The following is an 18,814-nucleotide window of genomic DNA, read 5'->3' as shown; positions in this document are numbered from 1 at the left end:
CTGGATGCCCCGGTCAAGCCGGGGCATGACAGCGCAATTGTGGATGCGTCATGTTCAAGGAGAGTTCGCCGGCTGGACATGCGGCTATCATAAGCGCTATCCGTTTCATCGAATTCCTGCACCAAAGAACGGGACACCATGAAACGACGCGACTTTCTTGGCCTGACCGCTGCGGCGGCAACCAGCCTCTCGCTCTCGTCCACACGCAGCTTCGCGGAAGGATCCGGCTCGGGCCCGGAGATGACGGCGCTGTGCGACTACATGAGCGCGGCGAAAACCCGCGCGCTTCCGGCGGACGTCGTCGAACACGCAAAACACCACATTCTCGATACGCTGGCCTCGATGATATCCGGATCGGAGCTGCCGCCCGGCCAAGCCGCGCAGCGCTACATCCGCGCCAATGCTGCGCAGGGCACATCGACGGTTGCCGGCACGGCGCTCACGGCATCGCCGATCGAGGCCGCACTTGCCAACGGCGTCATGGCGCATGCCGACGAGACCGACGATTCGCACAGCCCGTCGCGGTCGCATCCCGCCTCTTCAACCGTCCCCGCGGCGCTTGCGCTCGGTGAACACCTCGGCATCGACGGTGCGCATTTCCTGCGGGCGGTAACGCTCGGCTACGACGTCGGCACGCGCGTGGTGATGGCGATGGGCGGGGCCGATTTCAGCTATGAGAGCACGCTGAGCACGCACAGCATTTCCGGCACGTTCTGCGCATCGGCTGCTGCGGCCTGCGTCGCCGGCTTCGACGCGCGCCGGATGCGCTGGGTGCTCGACTATGCCGCGCAGCAATCCTCCGGCTTCATCGTGTGGCGGCGCGACGTCGACCATATCGAGAAGGGTTTTGTGTTCGCCGGCATGCCGGCCCGCAACGGCGTGACCGCGGCGCTGCTGGTGCGCTCGGACTGGAACGGCGTGGACGACGTGTTCTCAGGGCCGGACAATTACTTCCTGGCCTATGCGCCGAAGGCGGTCACGGCAAAACTCGTGGAAAAGCTCGGCGAGCGCTACGAGATCGCGGGCACCGACATCAAGAAATGGACCGTGGGCTCGCCGATCCAGGGCCCGCTCGATGCGGTCTATGCGATCCGCAGCAAGCAGGCGTTCGAGGCCGATCAGGTCAAGCGCGTGACGGTGCGCCTTGCGCCATCCGTCGCCGAGGTCGTTGATAACCGCGACATCCCCGACATCTGCCTCCAGCACATGGTCGCGGTGATGCTGCTCGACAAGACGGCGTCGTTCCACGCCGCGCATGACAAGCCGCGCATGCAGGATGCGGCCGTGCTGAAGGAACGCGCCAAGGTGAATCTCGTGCGCGACGAGGAGCTGGCAAAACTGTTGCCCGTGCGCGTCGCTATCGTCGAGATCGAGCTCGCCGACGGCACCCGCCTCTCCGAACGCGTCACCGCCGTCCGCGGCACCCCGCGCAACCCGATGACGCGGGAAGAGGTCATCGACAAGGCGCGCGATTTGATCGCACCGGTGGTGGGAGCCGAGAAGGCGGAGCAGTTGATCAAGTCGGTGTATGGGATTGAGGCGGTGACTGACATCCGCGGTCTGCGGCCGTTGCTGCAACGCGCGTGAGGCTGCGCGCGGCTCACTCCATTGTCGTCCCGGCGAAGGCCGGGACCCATAACCACAGGAAGTGGTTTGACGAAGACTCGGAGTTGTCAGCTCGCGCCATAACTTCTCCCTGGGGTTATGGGTCCCGGCCTTCGCCGGGACGACAGCGAGTATTTGGCGCGGTCGTCGCACTCCAACGACCAACGCTACTCCGCCAGCGCCTTCATTTCCTTGTAGAGATCCGACTTGCCCTCGAACCCGATGCCCGGCAAATCCGGCATGGTGATGTGGCCGTTCTCGACGCGGACGCCGTCGGGAAAGCCGCCATAGGGCTGGAACAAATCCGGATAGCTCTCATTGCCGCCGAGACCTAAGCCGGCTGCGATGTTGAGTGACATCTGGTGGCCGCCATGCGGGATGCAGCGGCTTGGTGACCAGCCGTGGGTCTTCAAGACCTCCAGCGTGCGCTGATATTCGCAGAGGCCGTAGGACAGCGCGCAATCGAATTGCAGCCAGTCGCGATCCGGGCGCATGCCGCCGTAGCGGATCAAATTGCGGGCGTCCTGGTGGCTGAACAGGTTTTCACCGGTCGCCATCGGGCCCGGATAGAACTCGGCGAGCGCGGACTGGAGTGCATAGTCGAGGGGATCGCCGACCTCCTCGTACCAGAACAAGGGATAGTCGCGCAGCATCTTGGCGTAGGCGATGCCGGTTTCGAGATCGAAGCGACCGTTGGCATCGACCGCGAGCTGCGCGTCCTTGCCGATCTCCTTCAGCACCGCCTCGATGCGGCTGCGATCGTCCTCGATCGGCGCGCCGCCGATCTTCATCTTCACGACGTTGTAGCCGCGATCGAGATAGCCGCGCATCTCGCCGCGCAGCATCGAAAGATCCTTGCCGGGATAATAGTAGCCGCCGGCGGCGTAGACGAAGACGCGCGGATTGGCCGTGAGGCCGTGGCGTTCGGCAAGCAGCCGGAACAGCGGTCGGCCCGCGATCTTCGCCACCGCATCCCACACCGCCATGTCGATGGTGCCGACCGCGACCGAGCGCTCGCCATGGCCGCCCGGTTTCTCGTTGGTCATCATCGCGGCCCAGACCTTGTCGGGGTCGAGATTGTCGCCGGCCGCGTTCAAGAGCGACTTCGGATCGGCTTCGAGGATGCGCGAGGCAAAGCGCTCGCGGATCAGGCCGCCCTGCCCGTAGCGGCCGTTGGAGTTGAAGCCGTAGCCGACCACGCGCTTGCCGTCGCGCACCACGTCGGTGACGACGGCGACCAAGCTCGTCGTCATCTTGGTGAAGTCGATATAGGCGTTGCGGATCGGCGATGAGATCGGTTTTGTGATCTCGCGGACGTCGACGATGCGGACAGACATGGGCTTGGCCTTTCACTTTCGTCATTGCGAGCGCAGCGAAGCAATCCAGACTGCCACTGCGGAAAGATTCTGGATTGCTTCGCTTCGCTCGCAATGACGAGTGGAGAGAGTGTGCGCGCCGAGGTTACTTCTTCTCCCTGAAATACGGCTCGACCGGGCCATGCACCTTGATGGTCAGCGGATTGCCGTGACGATCCTTGGCATTGCCTGCGGTGACGCGGACCCAGCCTTCGCTGATGCAGTACTCCTCGACATTGGTCTTCTCGACGCCCTTGAAGCGGATGCCGACGTCGCGCGCCAGGATCTCCGCGTTGTGATAGGGGCTGTTCGGATCGACCGACAGGCGGTCGGGAAATTCGTCGCTCATGATTGTCTCGCTCATAACAGGGTCTCGATTTGCTGCCGCAATCCTTCGGGCCGTGCGGTCGGCGCATAGCGCGCGATCACCTTGCCGGCACGGTCCACCAGGAATTTTGTAAAATTCCATTTGATGGAGGCACCCAACAGTCCGGATTGCTGGTGTTTCAGATACTCATACAAAGGGTGCGCCTTGGCGCCGTTGACGTCGACCTTCTCGAATAGCGGGAAGGTGACGTCGTAATGGGTCGAGCAGAACGACTGGATCTCGCTCGCCTGCCCCGGCTCCTGCGCGCCAAACTGGTTGCAGGGAAAGCCCAGCACCGAGAAGCCGCGCGGCGACAGATCGCGGTGCAAATCCTCGAGCCCGCGATATTGCGGCGTGAAGCCGCATTTGCTCGCGGTGTTGACGATCAGCAGCACCTGTCCCTCGAAGCGGCGCAGGGCGACCTCGTCGCCGGCGAGCGAGTTGGCCTTGAATTCGTAGATCGCCGACATCGCTAACCCACGGGATCGATCGGCGACGGCGGCACGCCGCCCGCCTCGATCGCTTCGCCTGCGAGAAGACAAAGATCCTCGCGATAACGGCCGGACACGATATGCACGCCGACCGGCGCCTTGCCGACGAGGCCGGTCGAGACCACGAGGCCCGGCAATCCCATGAACGGGGTCGCGATCTGCGGCAGCTGCGCTTCCCAGACGCGCTTGAAGGACGCCTCGTCCTTGCGGTCGAGATGATCGGGGAACGGCAGTTCGCCGGAGACCGGCGTCAGCACCACGGCGTATTGCTCGAAGAACAGCATCCAGTCGCGGGTCAGCGTGGCGCGGCGGGTCAATGCCTTGGCGTAATTCGCCTGGTCGAACGGCGTGACCTTGGCGCGGTTGCCGCGCAGGCACGCCAGTGCGCCGGGATCACCCTCGCGCTCGGCCATCTCAAGCTGCGCCTCATAGCCGTCGCCGAGCCAGAGCTTGACCTGCCACTCGACGGCTTCGCGCATCGGCGGCGTGTTCTCGATCAGTTCAACGGTCCAGCCGGCGCGCTCCAGGCGCTTACCGGCGTCGGTCACGGCCGCCTTCACCTCGGGCGTGGTCGCAAGGCCGTCCGGATTGAGGCAGATCGCGGCGCGCTTCGGCCGCGCCGGGCCTTCCAGCGGTGCCGGCACAAACCAGGGGTCGCGCGCGTCGCGCGCCGACATCGCGGCGAGCGAAATGCGCAAATCGTTGACCGTGCGCGCCAGCGGACCCGACACCGCCATGATCTGCGGCCCGATCGGGCGCTCCGGGAGCGCCGGATTGAAGGCGGGGATGCGGCCGAGCGTCGGGCGCAGGCCGTGCACGCCGCAGGCATAGGCGGGATAGCGGATCGAGCCGGCGATATCGGTGCCGTGGGCGATGTGGCCAATGCCGGCCGCGACAGCCGAGCCGGCGCCGCCGGACGAGCCACCCGGCGTCAGCGCGGCATCGCGGGGGTTCTTGGTGTCGCCATGGACCAGATTGGTGGTGAACCAGCGATAGGAGAAGGCCGGGCAATTGGTGCGCCCAAGGAGAACCGCGCCGGCTTTGCGGAAATTGGCAACCACCGGATTGTCCTCGCGCGCGATCAGGTCGCGCTGGAGTTTCAGGCCGTTGGTGGTGGCAAAGCCTTCCTGGTCGACATTGGCCTTGATGGTGACGGGCACGCCGGCCAGCACGCCGGGGTCCTCTCCCCTCGCGATCGCCGCATCGACGGCATCGGCCTGCTTGAGCACGTCCTCCGGCCGGTGGTCGATCACCGCATTGAGCTGGGGATTGACCGCATCGAGCCGGGCGAGGCCGGCCTTGGCGGCCTCCCTGGCCGACACCTTTTTGGACTTGACGAGGGTAGCGAGGTCGGCGGCCGACAGGCGCCAGAGGTCTTGCATGGCTTGCTCCGTGTAACCGGCGTCTTTTAGCGCCGGAAACACAGCAAAGCCATGCGGATTTCGCAGGGGCGAATCCGGGATTAGTGCCGGGTCGCGGATTGGTCCGGGACGTCCAGCAGGGCCTCGGTGAAGGGGAATTCCAGCACGATCTCGCCTTCGACGTCGGTGACCTCGATCACCGCCGCCATGAGCGCCGGCTGGGTGCCCTCGGATCTCAGCACCTCCAGGATCATCTGGCGGGCGACCTCCCAGGCACGATCGGGATTGCGCAGGTCCTCGCCTTCGGGATCCACGATCAATTCATCGCCGATACGGGTGTTGAAGAAATATTTGGGCATCACCGAGGTCCAGTTGGGTCGCCTGTACCGGATTGAAAGCTGTCCTGCACTCACAACTGCTTTATCAGGACAGGGTTGGCGACCGAATGCGCCGGGCGCAAGGCTGCGTCGTCAGAAGTGAAGTTCCACTAGCATTTTTCGCGGCGCAACATGGACTTCTCGGGAAAATTTCACTGGCGAACTTTTCCGCCCGCATTACTTTTAACCCATGGGCGTACACGTCCCAGTTCGCGAAAATGGAGAGCCAAAATGGCCTGGAAAACCCCGAAGATCGTCGAAGTGCCCTGCGGCATGGAAATCAACATGTATGTGAGCGCCACCCGCAAGTAAGCGGTTGGTGAGTTCGCGTTCAGCGCAGGTGGTTCTTTCGGTCGAGTCCTATTCGGTCACGATGCGTTTCCGAAAGACAGGATTTGTGTCGGCCTGAGATCCACCTCGCGGCGTTCCCTCCAGGAGACGGATCATGCTTCGCGTCGTCGTCCTGGGCGCTGCAGCCGGCGGCGGAGTGCCGCAATGGAATTGCGGCTGCGAGGGCTGCCGGGCGGCCCGTACGAATGGCCATGAGCTTCAACGGACCCAGGCCTCGGTCGCCTTCAGTGGCGATGGCGAGCACTGGTTCCTGATCAATGCGTCCCCCGACCTGCGTCAACAATTGAATGCCACGCCGCAGCTGCACCCCAAGGCGGGTGCGCTACGCCACACGCCGATCGCCGGCGTGATCTTGACCAATGGCGAGGTCGATGCGGTGGCGGGCCTGCTCTCGATGCGCGAGGGCTCGCCGTTCACGGTCTACGCGCATGAGAAGGTGCTGGCGATCCTCAAGGCCAACAGCATCTTCAACGTGCTCAACGAAAAGAACGTGCGGCGGCAGCCGATCGATATCAGCGAGCCGTTCGAGCCGCGACTGCCCGACGGCGCGCGTACGGGACTAGAGGTGCAGCCGTTCGCCGTGCCCGGCAAGTCGGCCTGGTATCTCGAAGGCAAGGCGCATCCCGGCGGCGAGACCGGCGATGGCGACACGCTGGGCCTGAAGATCACCGACAAGTCGACCGGCAAATGCTTCTATTTCATCGCCGCCTGCGCCGAGGTGACCGATGCGCTCAAGGCCGAGATCGACGGTGCAGCCCTGGTGTTCTTCGACGGCACGGTCTGGCGCGACGACGAGATGATCAAAGCTGGCCTCGGCCACAAGACCGGCAAGAGCATGGGCCATGTCGCGATGTCCGGCGACGACGGCGCGATCGCGCGGCTCGCCGATCTCACACTCGACAGGAAGATGTTTCTGCATATCAACAACTCGAACCCGGCATTGCTGCCCGGCTCGCCCGAGCGCAAGACTACTGAGGCGGCGGGTTGGCAGATACCCGCTGACGGAACGGAGATCGTGCTGTGAATGCCGCGTCCATGACTGGAATGACCGCGCTCTCGATCGGCAAGGACATCAGGCTCAACTCGGCCGAGGAGCTGGAAGCAACGCTGCGCCACATCGGTGCGACGCGCTATCACAGCCTACACCCGTTCCATAAGCTCTTGCACGGCGGCAAGCTGAACAAGGGTCAGGTGCAGGCCTGGGCGCTCAACCGCTACTATTATCAGAGCACGATCCCGATCAAGGACGCGGTGGTGATCTCGCGCTTTCGCGATCGCGCCACCCGGCTGGAATGGCGCCACCGTATCGAGGACCATGACGGCGATGTCGGCTCCGAAGGCGGCATCGAGCGCTGGCTCAAGCTGACCGACGGCCTCGGGCTCGATACGGCCTATGTGGAATCTACCGAAGGCATTCTGCCGGCGACGCGCTTTGCGGTGGAGGCCTATGTCCACTACTGCCGCGAAAAGAGCCCGCTGGAGGCGATCGCCTCCTCGCTCACCGAATTGTTCGCGCCGAACCTGCATGAAGAGCGCATCTCCGGCATGCTGGAGCACTATGACTTCGTCAATCCTGATATCATGAGCTACTTCAAGCGCCGGCTGGCGCAGGCACCGCGCGATGCCGGCTTTGCGCTGGACTATGTCAAGGCACATGCCACGACGCCGGAGCAACGCGCCTCCGTCTGCAATGCGCTGATCTTCAAGACCAGCGTGCTATGGGTGCAACTCGACGCGCTCTATCACGCCTATGTCGAGGGCAACATTCCGCCGGGTGCGTTCGTGCCCAAAGCGAGCTGAGGAACCATTGATGGCCGGGCCGCGGAACATCAGCGTCAGCGAGGCAAGCCGCCCGGTGCTGCCGCGGCACGCCAAACTCAGATATGACGAGACGCGAAAGGTCTGGGTGATCCTGGCGCCGGAACGCGTGCTGGCGCCGGACGAAATCGCGGTCGAGGTCTTGCAGCTCTGCGATGGCAAGCGCAGCGTCGGCGACGTGTCCGATCAACTGGCGGCAAAATACGCCGCGCCGCGCGAGGCAATCCTCACTGATGTCATCGGCATGCTCCAGGACCTCGCCGACAAGGGCTTCCTCACCGAAGCCCGGGAGAAGACGCCATGAGCGATCTGCTCGGCAACCCCAGCATTCCGCCTGATGCCAGCGACAGCCTCGCGGTGCTCGAAAAGCAGCGCTCGACGGCGGAGACCTTTGGCATTCCGCTCGCCGTGCTGCTCGAGATCACCCATCGCTGCCCGCTGCAATGCCCGTATTGCTCGAACCCGGTCGAGCTCGACCGCTCCGGCAAGGAACTGACCACCGAGGAATGGAAGAAGGTGCTGAGCGAGCTCGCCGAGATCGGCGTGCTCCAGGTGCATTTCTCCGGCGGCGAGCCGACCGCGCGCAAGGATCTGGTCGAGCTGGTCAAGCATGCCAGCGACGCCGGGCTCTACACCAATCTGATCACCTCGGCTGTGCTGCTGACGCGCGACAAGCTCAGCGATCTCGCGGATGCCGGGCTCTGCCATGTGCAGATCAGTTTCCAGGGCGTCGAAGAAGGCCTCGCCGATCGCGTCGCCGGCTACAAGAATGGGCATCGCAAGAAGCTCGAAGTCGCGAAGTGGACGCGCGAGCTCGATTTGCCGCTCACCGTGAATGCGGTGATGCACCGGCAGAACCTGCATCAGCTCCCCGACATCATCCAGATGTCGATCGATCTCGACGCCGACCGGCTCGAGGTCGCCAATGTGCAGTATTATGGCTGGGCGTTGAAGAACCGCGCTGCGCTGATGCCGACGGTGGCACAACTCGACGAATGCACCCGCATCGTCGAGGAGGCGCGCGAACGGCTCAAGGGCCGGCTGACAATCGATTACGTCGTGCCGGATTATTACGCGCTACGGCCGAAGAAGTGCATGGGCGGCTGGGGCCGGCAGTTCTTCAACATCTCGCCGGCCGGCAAGGTGCTGCCCTGCCATGCCGCCGAGAGCATCACCGGGCTCGACTTCGAATCCGTGCGCTCCAATCATTCGATCGCCTGGATCTGGCAGAACTCCGACGCCTTCAACCGCTATCGCGGCACCGGCTGGATGAAGGAGCCATGCAAGTCTTGCGAATTCCGCGAGATCGATTTCGGCGGATGCCGCTGCCAGGCCTTTGCGCTGACGGGCGACGCCGCCAACACCGATCCGGCGTGTGCGCTGTCACCGCTGCACGAGACCATCTTCAAGCAGGCCGAGCGCGAGGCCGAGGGCGAGACCAACCGTTTCCTCTATCGCAATTTCGCCGGCGGCACTTTGGAATCCGGGAATGACGCCTGACGCCGACGCGGCCAATTCAGTCAAACGCGCCGATCCGTTTGCGCCGCTGACCTCCGACATGCTCGATGTCGGCGACGGCCACGAGCTCTATGTCGAGAGCGTCGGCCGGCCCGACGGCATCCCCGCAATCTATCTGCATGGCGGCCCCGGCTCCGGCTGCCAGCCCGATCATCGCCGCTTGTTCGATCCCGACCGTTTCTGCGCGGTGCTGTTCGACCAGCGCGGCTGCGGCCGCAGCCGGCCGAAGGGATCGCGCGCGCACAACACGACGGCGCACCTCATCGCGGACATGGAAAAGATCCGTGAAAAATTCGGCTTCGACCGCTGGATGGTGGTCGGCGGCTCCTGGGGCGCGACGCTGGCGCTGGCGTATGCGCAAGCCCATCCCGAGCGCGTCTCCGGCATCGCGCTGCGCGCGACCTTTTTGGGCACGCGCGCGGAAGTCGAGACGGCTTTCACCTCGCGCCTGGCGCAGTTCTATCCGGCGCTGTACGAAGATTTTCTGAATGTGCTGCCGCCCGAGGAACGAGAGCGGCCGGTCGAAGCTTACTATCGCCGCATCCTCGATGCCGACCCCGCCGTGCATGGGCCGGCGTCGCGGGCCTGGCACGATACCGAACGTGCGCTCTCCGAGCACAAGCCCGCAAAGACGCGAATTGACCTCGCCTCGCTGAACGTCTGGCGCACATTGCCGGCGACACCGTTCATGGAAGCGCATTACTTCGTCAACGACAGCTTCATGAGCGAGAGCCAGTTGCTGCGGAACGCCGAGAAGCTCAATGGCATTCCCGGCATCATCATCCAGGGCCGCTACGATCTGTTGTGCCCGCCTGAGACATCCGAGCGGTTGGCGAAAGTTTGGCCGGGTTCCGAGATTCGCATCGTGGAAGAAGCCGGGCATTCGCTCTATGATGCCAGCGTGCGGGACGCGGTCATGAAGTCGATCGCCGATCTTGCGTCGAAGGCCGCGCGCTAGAAGGACAAGAAAATGCCGCTCGCCGGAAAAGGCATGTTGCTGACGTCGATGAACATCGACGAAGCCGATGAGGCCGATTTCAACCGCTGGTATGATCGCGAGCATCTGGAAGAGCGCGTTGCGATCGAAGGCTTTCTGGAGGCACGGCGCTATGTCGCGCACGCCGCCAACCCCAAATATCTCTCGCTGTATTCGACCGCGACGCTGGACGTGCTCGACAGTCCCGCCTACCGGGCGCGGCTCGCCAATCAGACCGAATGGTCGCGGCGGACCATGGCGCATTTCAAGAACATGCTGCGCGTCGTCGCACGCATCACCATCAGCAACGGCACCGGTCGCGGCGCTGCGCTCGGCCTGGTGCGGCTGCGGCCGACACCGGACAATGCCGGCGCATGGCGTGACGCACTGCAAGAAAAGCTGGCGCCGGAAACGCGCGAGGGCATCATTTCGATGCATCTGCTCGAAAGCGAACCGGAGCTATCGGGTGCAACGGCGGATATCCCGGCGGCGCGCAACGAAGGCGCGCGCGACTGGTTCGTGCTGATCGACGGCACGCATGTCGGCGCGGTCTCGGCCGTGATCGCGGAGCGCTTCACCGGCCCGACTGCGGCGCCCTTCCCGCTGCCCGTCTCGGTCGGCACCTACAGCCTGATGTGGGACCTCGCGAAGAGCGACATCGCGCGAAGCTAAAGTAACCGGACGCAACGCAACATATTGCACCGCCGCATTGGTTGCGCGCGGCCGTTAATGCTGTGCGCGCGTAGCTCCCATGAAAGCGGTCAATCGCGAAAATTTGCCGTTGTACTTCGGAGCGGTTCTAATAAGCTAACCCAATGACGTCATTCAGAAACCAGATCGAAGCGCGTTAGCGTTCGCCAAGCTCAAGAAAAGGCCGCCGGGTCTTTGAGCCTGCGCGGACAGGGTAGGAATGAAACCAACCGATATCGCGGCCCCCGACTACTTTCATAAAGTGGTCGATTGCCAATGGGCTTGTCCTGCGCACACCCCGGTTCCCGAATACATCCGACTGATTGCACAAGGCCGCTACAGCGACGCCTATATGATCAATTGGAAGTCGAACGTGTTTCCCGGAATCCTGGGACGCACCTGCGATCGTCCATGCGAGCCGGCGTGCCGCCGCGGACGCGTCGAGGAGACTCCGGTTGCGATCTGCCGCCTCAAGCGCGTCGCCGCCGACTTCAAGGACGACATCACGCATCGCTTGCCGAAACCCTCCGCGAAAAACGGCAAGCGCGTTGCATTCGTCGGCGGTGGCCCGGCGTCGCTGACCGTGGCGCGCGATCTCGCGCCGCTCGGCTATCACTGCACCGTGTTCGACGGTGATCCCGAAGCCGGCGGCATGATGCGGACGCAGATCCCGAAATTCCGCCTGCCCAATTCGGTGATCGACGAGGAGACCGGCTACATCCTCAATCTCGGCGTCGAGTTCAGGGGCGGCCATCGCATCGAGAGTATGAAGGCGCTGCTCGCGGAGAAATATGACGCGATCTTCGTCGGCTCCGGCGCGCCGCGCGGCCGCGAGCTCGACATTCCCGGCCGCAAGGAGGCCGCCGCCCACGTTCATATCGGTATCGACTGGCTGTCATCGGTGTCGTTCGGCCACATCGACAAGATCGGCAAGCGCGTGATCGTGCTCGGCGGCGGCAACACCGCGATGGATTGCTGCCGCACCGCGCGCCGCCTCGGCGGCGAAGACGTCAAGGTGGTCGTGCGCTCCGGCTTCGAGGAGATGAAGGCCTCGCCCTGGGAGAAGGAAGACGCGATCCACGAGGACATCCCGATCATCAACTTCCTCGTCCCGGTCGCCTTCGTCCACGACAACGGCAAGCTCACCGGCGTCACCTTCCAGAAGGTGAAGGCCGAATACGACGCCAAGGGCCGCCGCAATCTCGTTCCCTCCGGCGAGCCGGACCAGACTATCGCGTGCGACGACGTGCTGGTCGCGGTCGGCCAGGAGAACGCCTTCCCCTGGATCGAGCAGGATTGCGGCATCGAGTTCGACAAATGGCACATGCCCAAGGTCGATCCGAAGACCTTCGTCTCGACCAATCCGAAGGTGTTCTTCGGTGGCGATGCCGCGTTCGGCCCCAAGAACATCATCTGGGCAGTCGCACAGGGCCATGACGCCGCGTTGTCGATCCACAAGCTGCTCTCGGGCGAGGACATCACCGAACGGCCGCTGCCGGAGGTGCATGTCTCCTCGCAGAAGATGGGCATTCACGAGTGGAGCTATGACAACGACATCTCCAACGACAAGCGCTTCAAGGTGCCGCATCGCGACAAGGTGATCGCGCTGAAGGACATCCGCACCGAGGTCGAGCTCGGTTACGACGTCAAGCTCGCGCTCGGTGAAGCCGAGCGTTGCCTGAACTGCGACGTCCAGACCGTGTTCTCGACCTCGCTCTGCATCGAGTGCGATGCCTGCGTCGACATCTGCCCGATGGACTGCATCACCTTCACGGAGAATGGCGAGGAAGCCGATCTGCGCCAGCATCTGAAGGCGCCCTCGCTCCATCCGGACCAGGATCTCTACGTGTCCAGCGACCTCAAGACCGGGCGCGTGATGGTGAAGGACGAGGATGTCTGCCTGCATTGCGGGCTGTGCGCCGAGCGTTGTCCCACAGGAGCCTGGGACATGCAGAAGTATTTGATCGAAATGACCCAAGCAGGTTCAGCATGTCCGACAAAAAGCCGATCAGCAGCGTAAACGACTTCGTCGTCCGCTTTGCCAACGTCAACGGATCGGGCTCGGCCAGCGCCAACGAAATGTTCGCGCGCGCGATCCTGCGCCATGGCGTGCCGGTATCACCGCGCAACATCTTTCCCTCCAACATCCAGGGCCTGCCGACCTGGTACGAGGTACGGGTGACGGAAGAAGGCCATCTCGGCGCCCGCGGCGGCGTCGACATGATGGTGGCGATGAACCCGCAGACCTGGGACAAGGACGTCGCCGGCATCGAGCCCGGCGGCTATCTGTTCTACGATTCCACCAAGCCGCTGCCGTCGACGAAATTCCGCGACGACATCACCGTGATCGGCGTACCCCTGACCGCGATCACCAACTCGACCTACACCGATCCGCGCCAGCGTCAGCTGTTCAAGAACATCATCTATTTGGGCGCGCTCTCGGCGCTGCTCGACATGGACCCCAAGCTGATCGAGCAGCTGATCGGCGAACAGTACAAGGGCAAGGAGAAGCTGCTCTCCTCCAACGTCCACGCGCTGCATCTCGGCCGCGACTGGGCGCTGCAAAACCTGAAATGCCCGACCGGGCTGCGGGTGAAGAAATCCGACAAGGTCGGCGACCGCATCTTCATCGAGGGCAACAGCGCCGCCGCTCTCGGCGCCGTCTATGGCGGCGCCACCGTATGCGCCTGGTATCCGATCACGCCGTCCTCGTCGGTGGCGGAAGCTTTCACCGCCCACTGCAAGAAGTACCGGCACGATCCCGCGACCGGCAAGTCGAAATACGCCATCGTGCAGGGCGAGGACGAACTGGCTTCAATCGGTATCGTCATTGGCGCCTCCTGGAACGGCGCCCGCGCCTTCACCGCGACATCCGGCCCCGGCATCTCCTTGATGACGGAGTTCATCGGCCTCTCATACTTCGCCGAGATCCCGGCCGTGATCATGAACATCCAGCGCGCCGGCCCCTCGACGGGCATGCCGACCCGCACCCAGCAATGCGACATCATCGCCTGCGCCTATGCTTCGCATGGCGACACCAAGCATGTGCTGTTGTTCCCGGAAGACCCGGCGGAAGCGTTCGAGTTTGCGGCAGCCGCCTTCGATCTCGCCGAGCGGCTCCAGACCACGATCTTCCTGATGCTCGATCTCGACATCGGCATGAACCACCGCCTCAGCCGTCCGCTGAAGTGGGACGATTCCAAGCAGTACGACCGCGGCAAGGTGATGACCGCACAGATGCTGGACGAAGGCCGCGACTTCGGCCGCTATCTCGACGTCGACGGCGACGGCATCCCCTACCGCACCTATCCCGGCACGCATCCGACCAAGGGCTCCTATTTCACCCGTGGCACCTCGCGCGACCGCTATGCGCGCTACTCCGAGGAAGGCTCGGTCTATGCCGACAACATGCAGCGCCTCGTTCGCAAGTTCGAGACCGCGCAGGATCTGGTGCCGCGACCGCTGCAAGCCAATGCGGAGCGGCCGACCAAATATGGCGTGATCTATTTCGGCTCGACCTCGCCTGCGATGGACGAAGCGATCGGGATGCTCGAGGCACGCGGGCATCAGCTCGACCGCCTCCGCATCCGCGCCTTCCCGTTCCATTCGAGCGTGGCGAGCTTCCTCGCCGAGCACGATTTCGTCTATGTGGTCGAGCAGAACCGCGACAGCCAGCTCCGTCAGCTCATCGTCAACGAGAACGGCATCGACCCGGTACGCCTCGTGCCGATCGTGCATTACGACGGCTCACCGATCACCGCCCGCTACATCGCAAAAGCCATTGGCGACCACCAGGATCACCTCAAGGTGACCCCGCTCCGCAAGGCCGTATCATGACCTACATTGCCAAGCCGAAATTCCATCACCCCGGGTTGAAGAAGAACGAACTCGGCTACACGCATCGCGACTACGAGGGCAAGATCTCGACGCTGTGCGCCGGCTGCGGCCATGATTCGATCACGGCCTCGATCATCGAGGCCTGCTACGAGCTCTCGATCGAGCCGCATAGGGTTGCCAAGATCTCCGGCATCGGCTGCTCGTCGAAGACGCCGGATTATTTTCTCGGCAATTCGCACGGCTTCAACTCCGTGCACGGCCGCATGCCCTCGGTGCTGACAGGCGCCAACCTCGCCAACCGCGACCTGATCTATCTCGGCGTCTCCGGCGACGGCGATTCCGCCTCAATCGGCTTCGGCCAGTTCGCGCATTCGATCCGGCGCGGCGTCAACATGACCTATATCGTCGAGAACAACGGCGTCTACGGCCTGACCAAGGGCCAGTTCTCGGCAACCGCCGACCGTGGCTCGAAGAGCAAGAAGGGCGTCACCAACACCGACAACGCGATCGATCTCGTCGCGATCGCGTTGCAGCTCGGCGCCACCTTCGTCGCGCGCTCGTTTTCCGGTGACAAGGCCCAGCTGGTGCCGCTGATCGCGGCCGCGATCGGCCACAAGGGCGCGTCCTTTATCGACGTCATCAGCCCCTGCATCGCCTTCAACAACCACGCCGGCTCGACCAAGAGCTTTGACTATGTCCGCGAGCACAATGACGCCGTGAACCGGCTCGACGTGCTGGTGGGCCGCGATCCGATCGCGGTCGATTATGCGCCGGGCACGGTGCAGGTGGTCGAGCAGCATGACGGCAGCAAGATCGCGCTGCGCAAGATCGATGCGGACTACGATCCGCATGACCGGCTCGGCGCGCAGACGTTCCTCGCGAGGCACGCCGCCAAGGGCCAGATCGTCACCGGTCTCCTGTACGTCGATCCCGACGCAGACGATCTGCACACGCATCTCAACACGGTGGAGACGCCGCTCAACACGCTGGAGGCGGACACGCTGTGCCCGGGCTCGGCGGCGCTGGACAAGTTCAACGCCAGCCTGCGGTGATCATTTGCCGCGCTGAGGCGGCTGCCTGACGCGGACGGTAATCTTGTCCGACACGACAGGCGGGTCGAACGGATAATGTTTCGCATCGCCCAACACCAGTTGCAGGGTGTGGGTCCCGGGCGGAAGCTCGAGAAATGTTTCGGTCTGCCCTGCCCCGAAATGCAGATGCGACTTGTCCTGCAGGATCGGCTCCTTCGGATCGATGGGGTCGTTGACGTCGATCAGCAAATGATGGTGGCCGGCGTTCTGGTAGTCGTCGCCGGCATGCGTCACACCCATGTTGCGCAAGCCGAACCGGACCAGGAATCCGCCGCGCACCCTTTGCCCGTCATACGGGGTGATAAAATAGACCTTTGCGTCCTTTGGAGCAGGCTTCCCCTGCGAGAAGGCCATGCCCGGGAGCAATGCGAGCACCGCCGACAGCGCAACGCAGCGAAGGATTTGCATCAAATTGACTCCGGCAGTTAAGGACTGAGCGCGACGCGGAATCCATGCGTCGGGTAACGAACATTGGTGTCGTAACCGTCGCGGTTGGACGGCCGCACATATCTCGAATCGTTCTTCCAGGAGCCCGAGCGCAGGACGTGCGAACTGCAATCCCCACTGCTCCAGGCCGAGCCGTCATTGGGCGCGCCCTGATAGGTCTTGTGCCAGCAGTCTTCGACCCATTGGTCGACACCACCGCCCATGTCGTGGAGACCAAAAGGATTCGGCTTGAAGCTGCCGACCTTCACCGGCTGCTCGGTCGCTGCGTCGCCGCAGTCCTTGCACCCCGCCATGCCTTGCTGGAGCTTGTCGCCCCACCAATATTTGGTCGACGTTCCGCCGCGCGCCGCATATTCCCATTCGGCTTCGCTTGGGAGCCGGTAGGGCTTCTTCGTCGTCTGCACGAGAAAGGCGGCATATTGCTGTGCGTCGGTCCAACTCACATTCGTGATCGGCGCATCGTCCTTGCCGGTGGCGGTGAACCCGCAGGCCTTGGCGGCGGCGCATTCATTCCATTCCTGCACTGTCACGGGATATTTTCCGATCGAGAATGGCTTGATCGTGACCTGGTGGACGGGACGTTCGGTCGGATCATCGTTGCTTCCCATTGCGAAGCTTCCGCCGCGAATGGCGATCATCTCGGGTTCGCGGACCGGTGTCATCGATGGGCTTGGCGCCGGGGCGGGCGACGGTGGTGACGAAGCCACTGAGGAAGACGGCTGCGGCGTTGCTGTCACCGCTTCCCGCGGCGGAGCTTGCGGGCTCGGGGATACGGCCGGAGAGACGGTGGGCACGGCGGCCTGCTCGCCGACCCGGCCGGGCGGCTGCGCCAGTAGATACCAGAGCACGCCGCTGGCGATGACGAGCAGCGTGATGCCCAGGAGAAAGATCAGGGTGTTCTCGCGTCGGCCTCGCGTCCTGCCGACCGCATCTGCGTCCGGCAGTACACGATAGACGCGCACCGGATCGGTGATGTTCTTGACCTTGCGGTCCCCGAGCGATTCATAGCCGCACACCACCTTGTGCTTGATCTGCTCGTAGATCGCGCCGGAGATGTAGACTTGGCCAGGCTCGGCGATACCCTCGATCCGCGTGGCGATGTTGACGCCGTCGCCATAGACGTCGTCCGGCTCCACGATGACGTCACCGAGATTGACGCCGATCCGGTATTCGATCCGGGTATCCTTCGAAAGCGAGGCGTTGCGGCCGACGAGATTCTGCTGGATGACGATACTGCATCGAACGGCCTCGACGGGACTGTCGAAAATGGCGATGAAGCCGTCGCCCGTCGTCTTCACCAGGCTTCCATGGTGCTCAACGATACTGGGCTCGATGAGATCCCGCTCGATCCGCTTGACGCGGGCATGCGTGCCCTCCTCGTCGGCCTGCATCAGGCGACTGTAGGAGGCGATGTCACCGACGATGATGGCCGCGAGACGACGAGACATCCTGCCGTTTGGCGGCGGCTCATCGTGACTTCCGGACCTGAAATTGCGAATTTCGCCCATTGCGGGGCACTCCACAAACTTGCAAGAGGCAGCCCCAACATACGACTTAGAGAAACAATTGTCTGTGAAGGCTATCACACTGACGAACTCGGACAACGTCGAAGGAATCGCGACATCGAGTTCCAGGGAGCGGCGGCTTTCCTTTGCTTGAACCTTCCCGGCCTAGCCCGCGACTAAGCAACGCGCGGAACATCCATCTGAGATCTGTCCTGTGACGACGGTGTCGAAAGCTCCTGAACGCGCCGCGGTTGGCCTGCGACCAACCGCATACCGGTCCTCATCGTCCCCGAGCGGACCGTCAACAGCTCACGCGTTCGGTGCGATCATGAAGCTTGCCCTTGTCCTGCCGCTTGCCCTTGCCGCCTTCATTGGCGCTGCCCGGGCCGAGGAGGCCGACGACATCCGCGAGGCCAGCAAGGCCGAAGCGGAGACCTTCAACGCGCGGATGTATGCGGGCACGCCGGGCAACAAGGCTTATGCCTGCTTCGTGCGCCGCTACGATGCTGAGCATCTGGCGCGGCATCCCAAGCAGAAGGTCGCTTCGATGAAGCTGCTGGTCTCGGCGGAAGTCGACGAGGAAGACAAGCAGCTCCACAACTCGTTCCGGCTTGGCTTCAGATACCGCCACCGCTCGGGCGATTTCGATTCCAGCGGCTCCTGCCATCACGTGATATTCGTGAAGGACGGCAACGAGACCCGCCTCGGCTGCGGCGTCGACTGCGAAGGCGGCGGCATCGGCGTCGCGCTGTCGAAGGACGACAAATCAGCCATCGTGCGGCTCGCGAGCGTCAGGGTCTGGCTGCACAACAAGCCGGACGACGAGGCCGAACGATCGCTGGTCGCGGGCCCCGACGACGGGATTTTCCGGCTCGACCGGGCCGACAACAGCGAGTGCGCCGCCCTCGTGACCGATCGCAAGGAACTCGCCGCGCTCCGCCACAAATGATATGTGTCCGGCAAAGTCAGACGCAATCGTTGTTTTTGCGCATGATCTTTCCGGAAAACCGCTTTGCACTTTTCCG

General features: G+C 63.5%; 19 protein-coding genes. 12 read left to right on the top strand and 7 right to left on the bottom strand.

The window, feature by feature from the left end:
* Nucleotides 1-138 precede the first annotated feature (138 nt).
* Nucleotides 139-1,587: an MmgE/PrpD family protein gene (locus UP06_RS08740; RefSeq protein WP_045002123.1), complete on the top strand. Its 1,449-nt coding sequence runs from the start codon at nucleotides 139-141 to the stop codon at nucleotides 1,585-1,587.
* 185 nt (nucleotides 1,588-1,772) lie between these two features.
* On the opposite strand, the gene tarD is transcribed toward UP06_RS08740, so the two are convergent.
* The 5 genes from tarD to UP06_RS08715 form a co-directional block, all read right to left on the bottom strand.
* A complete protein-coding gene (tarD, locus tag UP06_RS08735; protein ID WP_045002122.1) occupies nucleotides 1,773-2,942 on the bottom strand; it encodes a D(-)-tartrate dehydratase in 1,170 nt (389 codons plus the stop codon).
* Nucleotides 2,943-3,066: 124 nt separating this feature from the next.
* The gene (locus tag UP06_RS08730) at nucleotides 3,067-3,324 is read right to left on the bottom strand and encodes a DUF3297 family protein (protein ID WP_082081306.1); all 258 of its coding nucleotides are present in this window, start codon (nucleotides 3,322-3,324) and stop codon (nucleotides 3,067-3,069) included.
* On the bottom strand, nucleotides 3,321-3,797 hold the full coding sequence (locus tag UP06_RS08725) for a glutathione peroxidase (RefSeq protein ID WP_045002121.1): 477 nt from the start codon (nucleotides 3,795-3,797) through the stop codon (nucleotides 3,321-3,323). Before UP06_RS08725 ends, UP06_RS08730 begins: the two co-directional genes overlap by 4 nt.
* 2 nt (nucleotides 3,798-3,799) lie before the next feature.
* A complete protein-coding gene (locus UP06_RS08720) occupies nucleotides 3,800-5,200 on the bottom strand; it encodes an amidase family protein (RefSeq protein ID WP_045002251.1) in 1,401 nt (466 codons plus the stop codon).
* A gap of 80 nt (nucleotides 5,201-5,280) precedes the next feature.
* Nucleotides 5,281-5,538, bottom strand: a complete 258-nt coding sequence (locus UP06_RS08715; RefSeq protein WP_045002120.1) for a DUF6894 family protein — start codon at nucleotides 5,536-5,538, stop codon at nucleotides 5,281-5,283.
* A gap of 249 nt (nucleotides 5,539-5,787) precedes the next feature.
* Here UP06_RS08715 and pqqA point away from each other — a divergent pair, with 249 nt between their 5' ends.
* The 10 genes from pqqA to UP06_RS08665 all read left to right on the top strand — a co-directional run bounded on the left by pqqA (nucleotide 5,788) and on the right by UP06_RS08665 (nucleotide 15,798).
* On the top strand, nucleotides 5,788-5,868 hold the full coding sequence (pqqA, locus tag UP06_RS08710; protein WP_045002119.1) for a pyrroloquinoline quinone precursor peptide PqqA: 81 nt from the start codon (nucleotides 5,788-5,790) through the stop codon (nucleotides 5,866-5,868).
* 133 nt (nucleotides 5,869-6,001) lie between these two features.
* On the top strand, nucleotides 6,002-6,931 hold the full coding sequence (gene pqqB / locus UP06_RS08705) for a pyrroloquinoline quinone biosynthesis protein PqqB (RefSeq protein WP_045002118.1): 930 nt from the start codon (nucleotides 6,002-6,004) through the stop codon (nucleotides 6,929-6,931).
* The gene (gene pqqC, locus UP06_RS08700) at nucleotides 6,928-7,707 is read left to right on the top strand and encodes a pyrroloquinoline-quinone synthase PqqC (RefSeq protein ID WP_045002117.1); all 780 of its coding nucleotides are present in this window, start codon (nucleotides 6,928-6,930) and stop codon (nucleotides 7,705-7,707) included. The genes pqqB and pqqC overlap by 4 nt, the downstream gene beginning before the upstream one ends.
* 10 nt (nucleotides 7,708-7,717) lie before the next feature.
* Entirely contained in the window at nucleotides 7,718-8,029 is a 312-nt protein-coding gene (gene pqqD / locus UP06_RS08695) for a pyrroloquinoline quinone biosynthesis peptide chaperone PqqD (protein ID WP_045002116.1), read from the top strand.
* A complete protein-coding gene (gene pqqE, locus UP06_RS08690) occupies nucleotides 8,026-9,225 on the top strand; it encodes a pyrroloquinoline quinone biosynthesis protein PqqE (RefSeq protein WP_045002115.1) in 1,200 nt (399 codons plus the stop codon). The genes pqqD and pqqE overlap by 4 nt, the downstream gene beginning before the upstream one ends.
* Nucleotides 9,215-10,201: a prolyl aminopeptidase gene (gene pip, locus UP06_RS08685; protein ID WP_045002114.1), complete on the top strand. Its 987-nt coding sequence runs from the start codon at nucleotides 9,215-9,217 to the stop codon at nucleotides 10,199-10,201. The genes pqqE and pip overlap by 11 nt, the downstream gene beginning before the upstream one ends.
* Before the next feature lie 12 nt (nucleotides 10,202-10,213).
* On the top strand, nucleotides 10,214-10,891 hold the full coding sequence (locus UP06_RS08680) for a DUF4286 family protein (RefSeq protein ID WP_045002113.1): 678 nt from the start codon (nucleotides 10,214-10,216) through the stop codon (nucleotides 10,889-10,891).
* A gap of 238 nt (nucleotides 10,892-11,129) precedes the next feature.
* Nucleotides 11,130-12,929, top strand: a complete 1,800-nt coding sequence (locus UP06_RS08675) for an FAD-dependent oxidoreductase (protein WP_045002112.1) — start codon at nucleotides 11,130-11,132, stop codon at nucleotides 12,927-12,929.
* Nucleotides 12,899-14,746 (top strand): 2-oxoacid:acceptor oxidoreductase subunit alpha, encoded by a 1,848-nt coding sequence (locus UP06_RS08670; RefSeq protein WP_045002111.1) that lies wholly within the window; start codon nucleotides 12,899-12,901, stop codon nucleotides 14,744-14,746. The genes UP06_RS08675 and UP06_RS08670 overlap by 31 nt, the downstream gene beginning before the upstream one ends.
* Nucleotides 14,743-15,798: a 2-oxoacid:ferredoxin oxidoreductase subunit beta gene (locus UP06_RS08665; protein ID WP_045002110.1), complete on the top strand. Its 1,056-nt coding sequence runs from the start codon at nucleotides 14,743-14,745 to the stop codon at nucleotides 15,796-15,798. Before UP06_RS08670 ends, UP06_RS08665 begins: the two co-directional genes overlap by 4 nt.
* Here the strand turns inward: UP06_RS08665 and UP06_RS08660 are convergent, their stop codons facing one another.
* A complete protein-coding gene (locus tag UP06_RS08660) occupies nucleotides 15,799-16,245 on the bottom strand; it encodes a DUF4399 domain-containing protein (protein ID WP_045002109.1) in 447 nt (148 codons plus the stop codon).
* A gap of 17 nt (nucleotides 16,246-16,262) precedes the next feature.
* Entirely contained in the window at nucleotides 16,263-17,792 is a 1,530-nt protein-coding gene (locus tag UP06_RS08655) for an SUMF1/EgtB/PvdO family nonheme iron enzyme (protein ID WP_045002108.1), read from the bottom strand.
* 325 nt (nucleotides 17,793-18,117) lie between these two features.
* Here UP06_RS08655 and UP06_RS08650 point away from each other — a divergent pair, with 325 nt between their 5' ends.
* Nucleotides 18,118-18,738: a hypothetical protein gene (locus UP06_RS08650; RefSeq protein ID WP_045002106.1), complete on the top strand. Its 621-nt coding sequence runs from the start codon at nucleotides 18,118-18,120 to the stop codon at nucleotides 18,736-18,738.
* The last annotated feature ends 76 nt before the right edge of the window (nucleotides 18,739-18,814 follow it).

This window comes from Bradyrhizobium sp. LTSP857 (assembly GCF_000938285.1).
Classification (GTDB): domain Bacteria; phylum Pseudomonadota; class Alphaproteobacteria; order Rhizobiales; family Xanthobacteraceae; genus Bradyrhizobium.
Note: the sequence above shows the minus strand (reverse complement) of the source record. Positions and strands in the feature narration are given on the sequence as shown.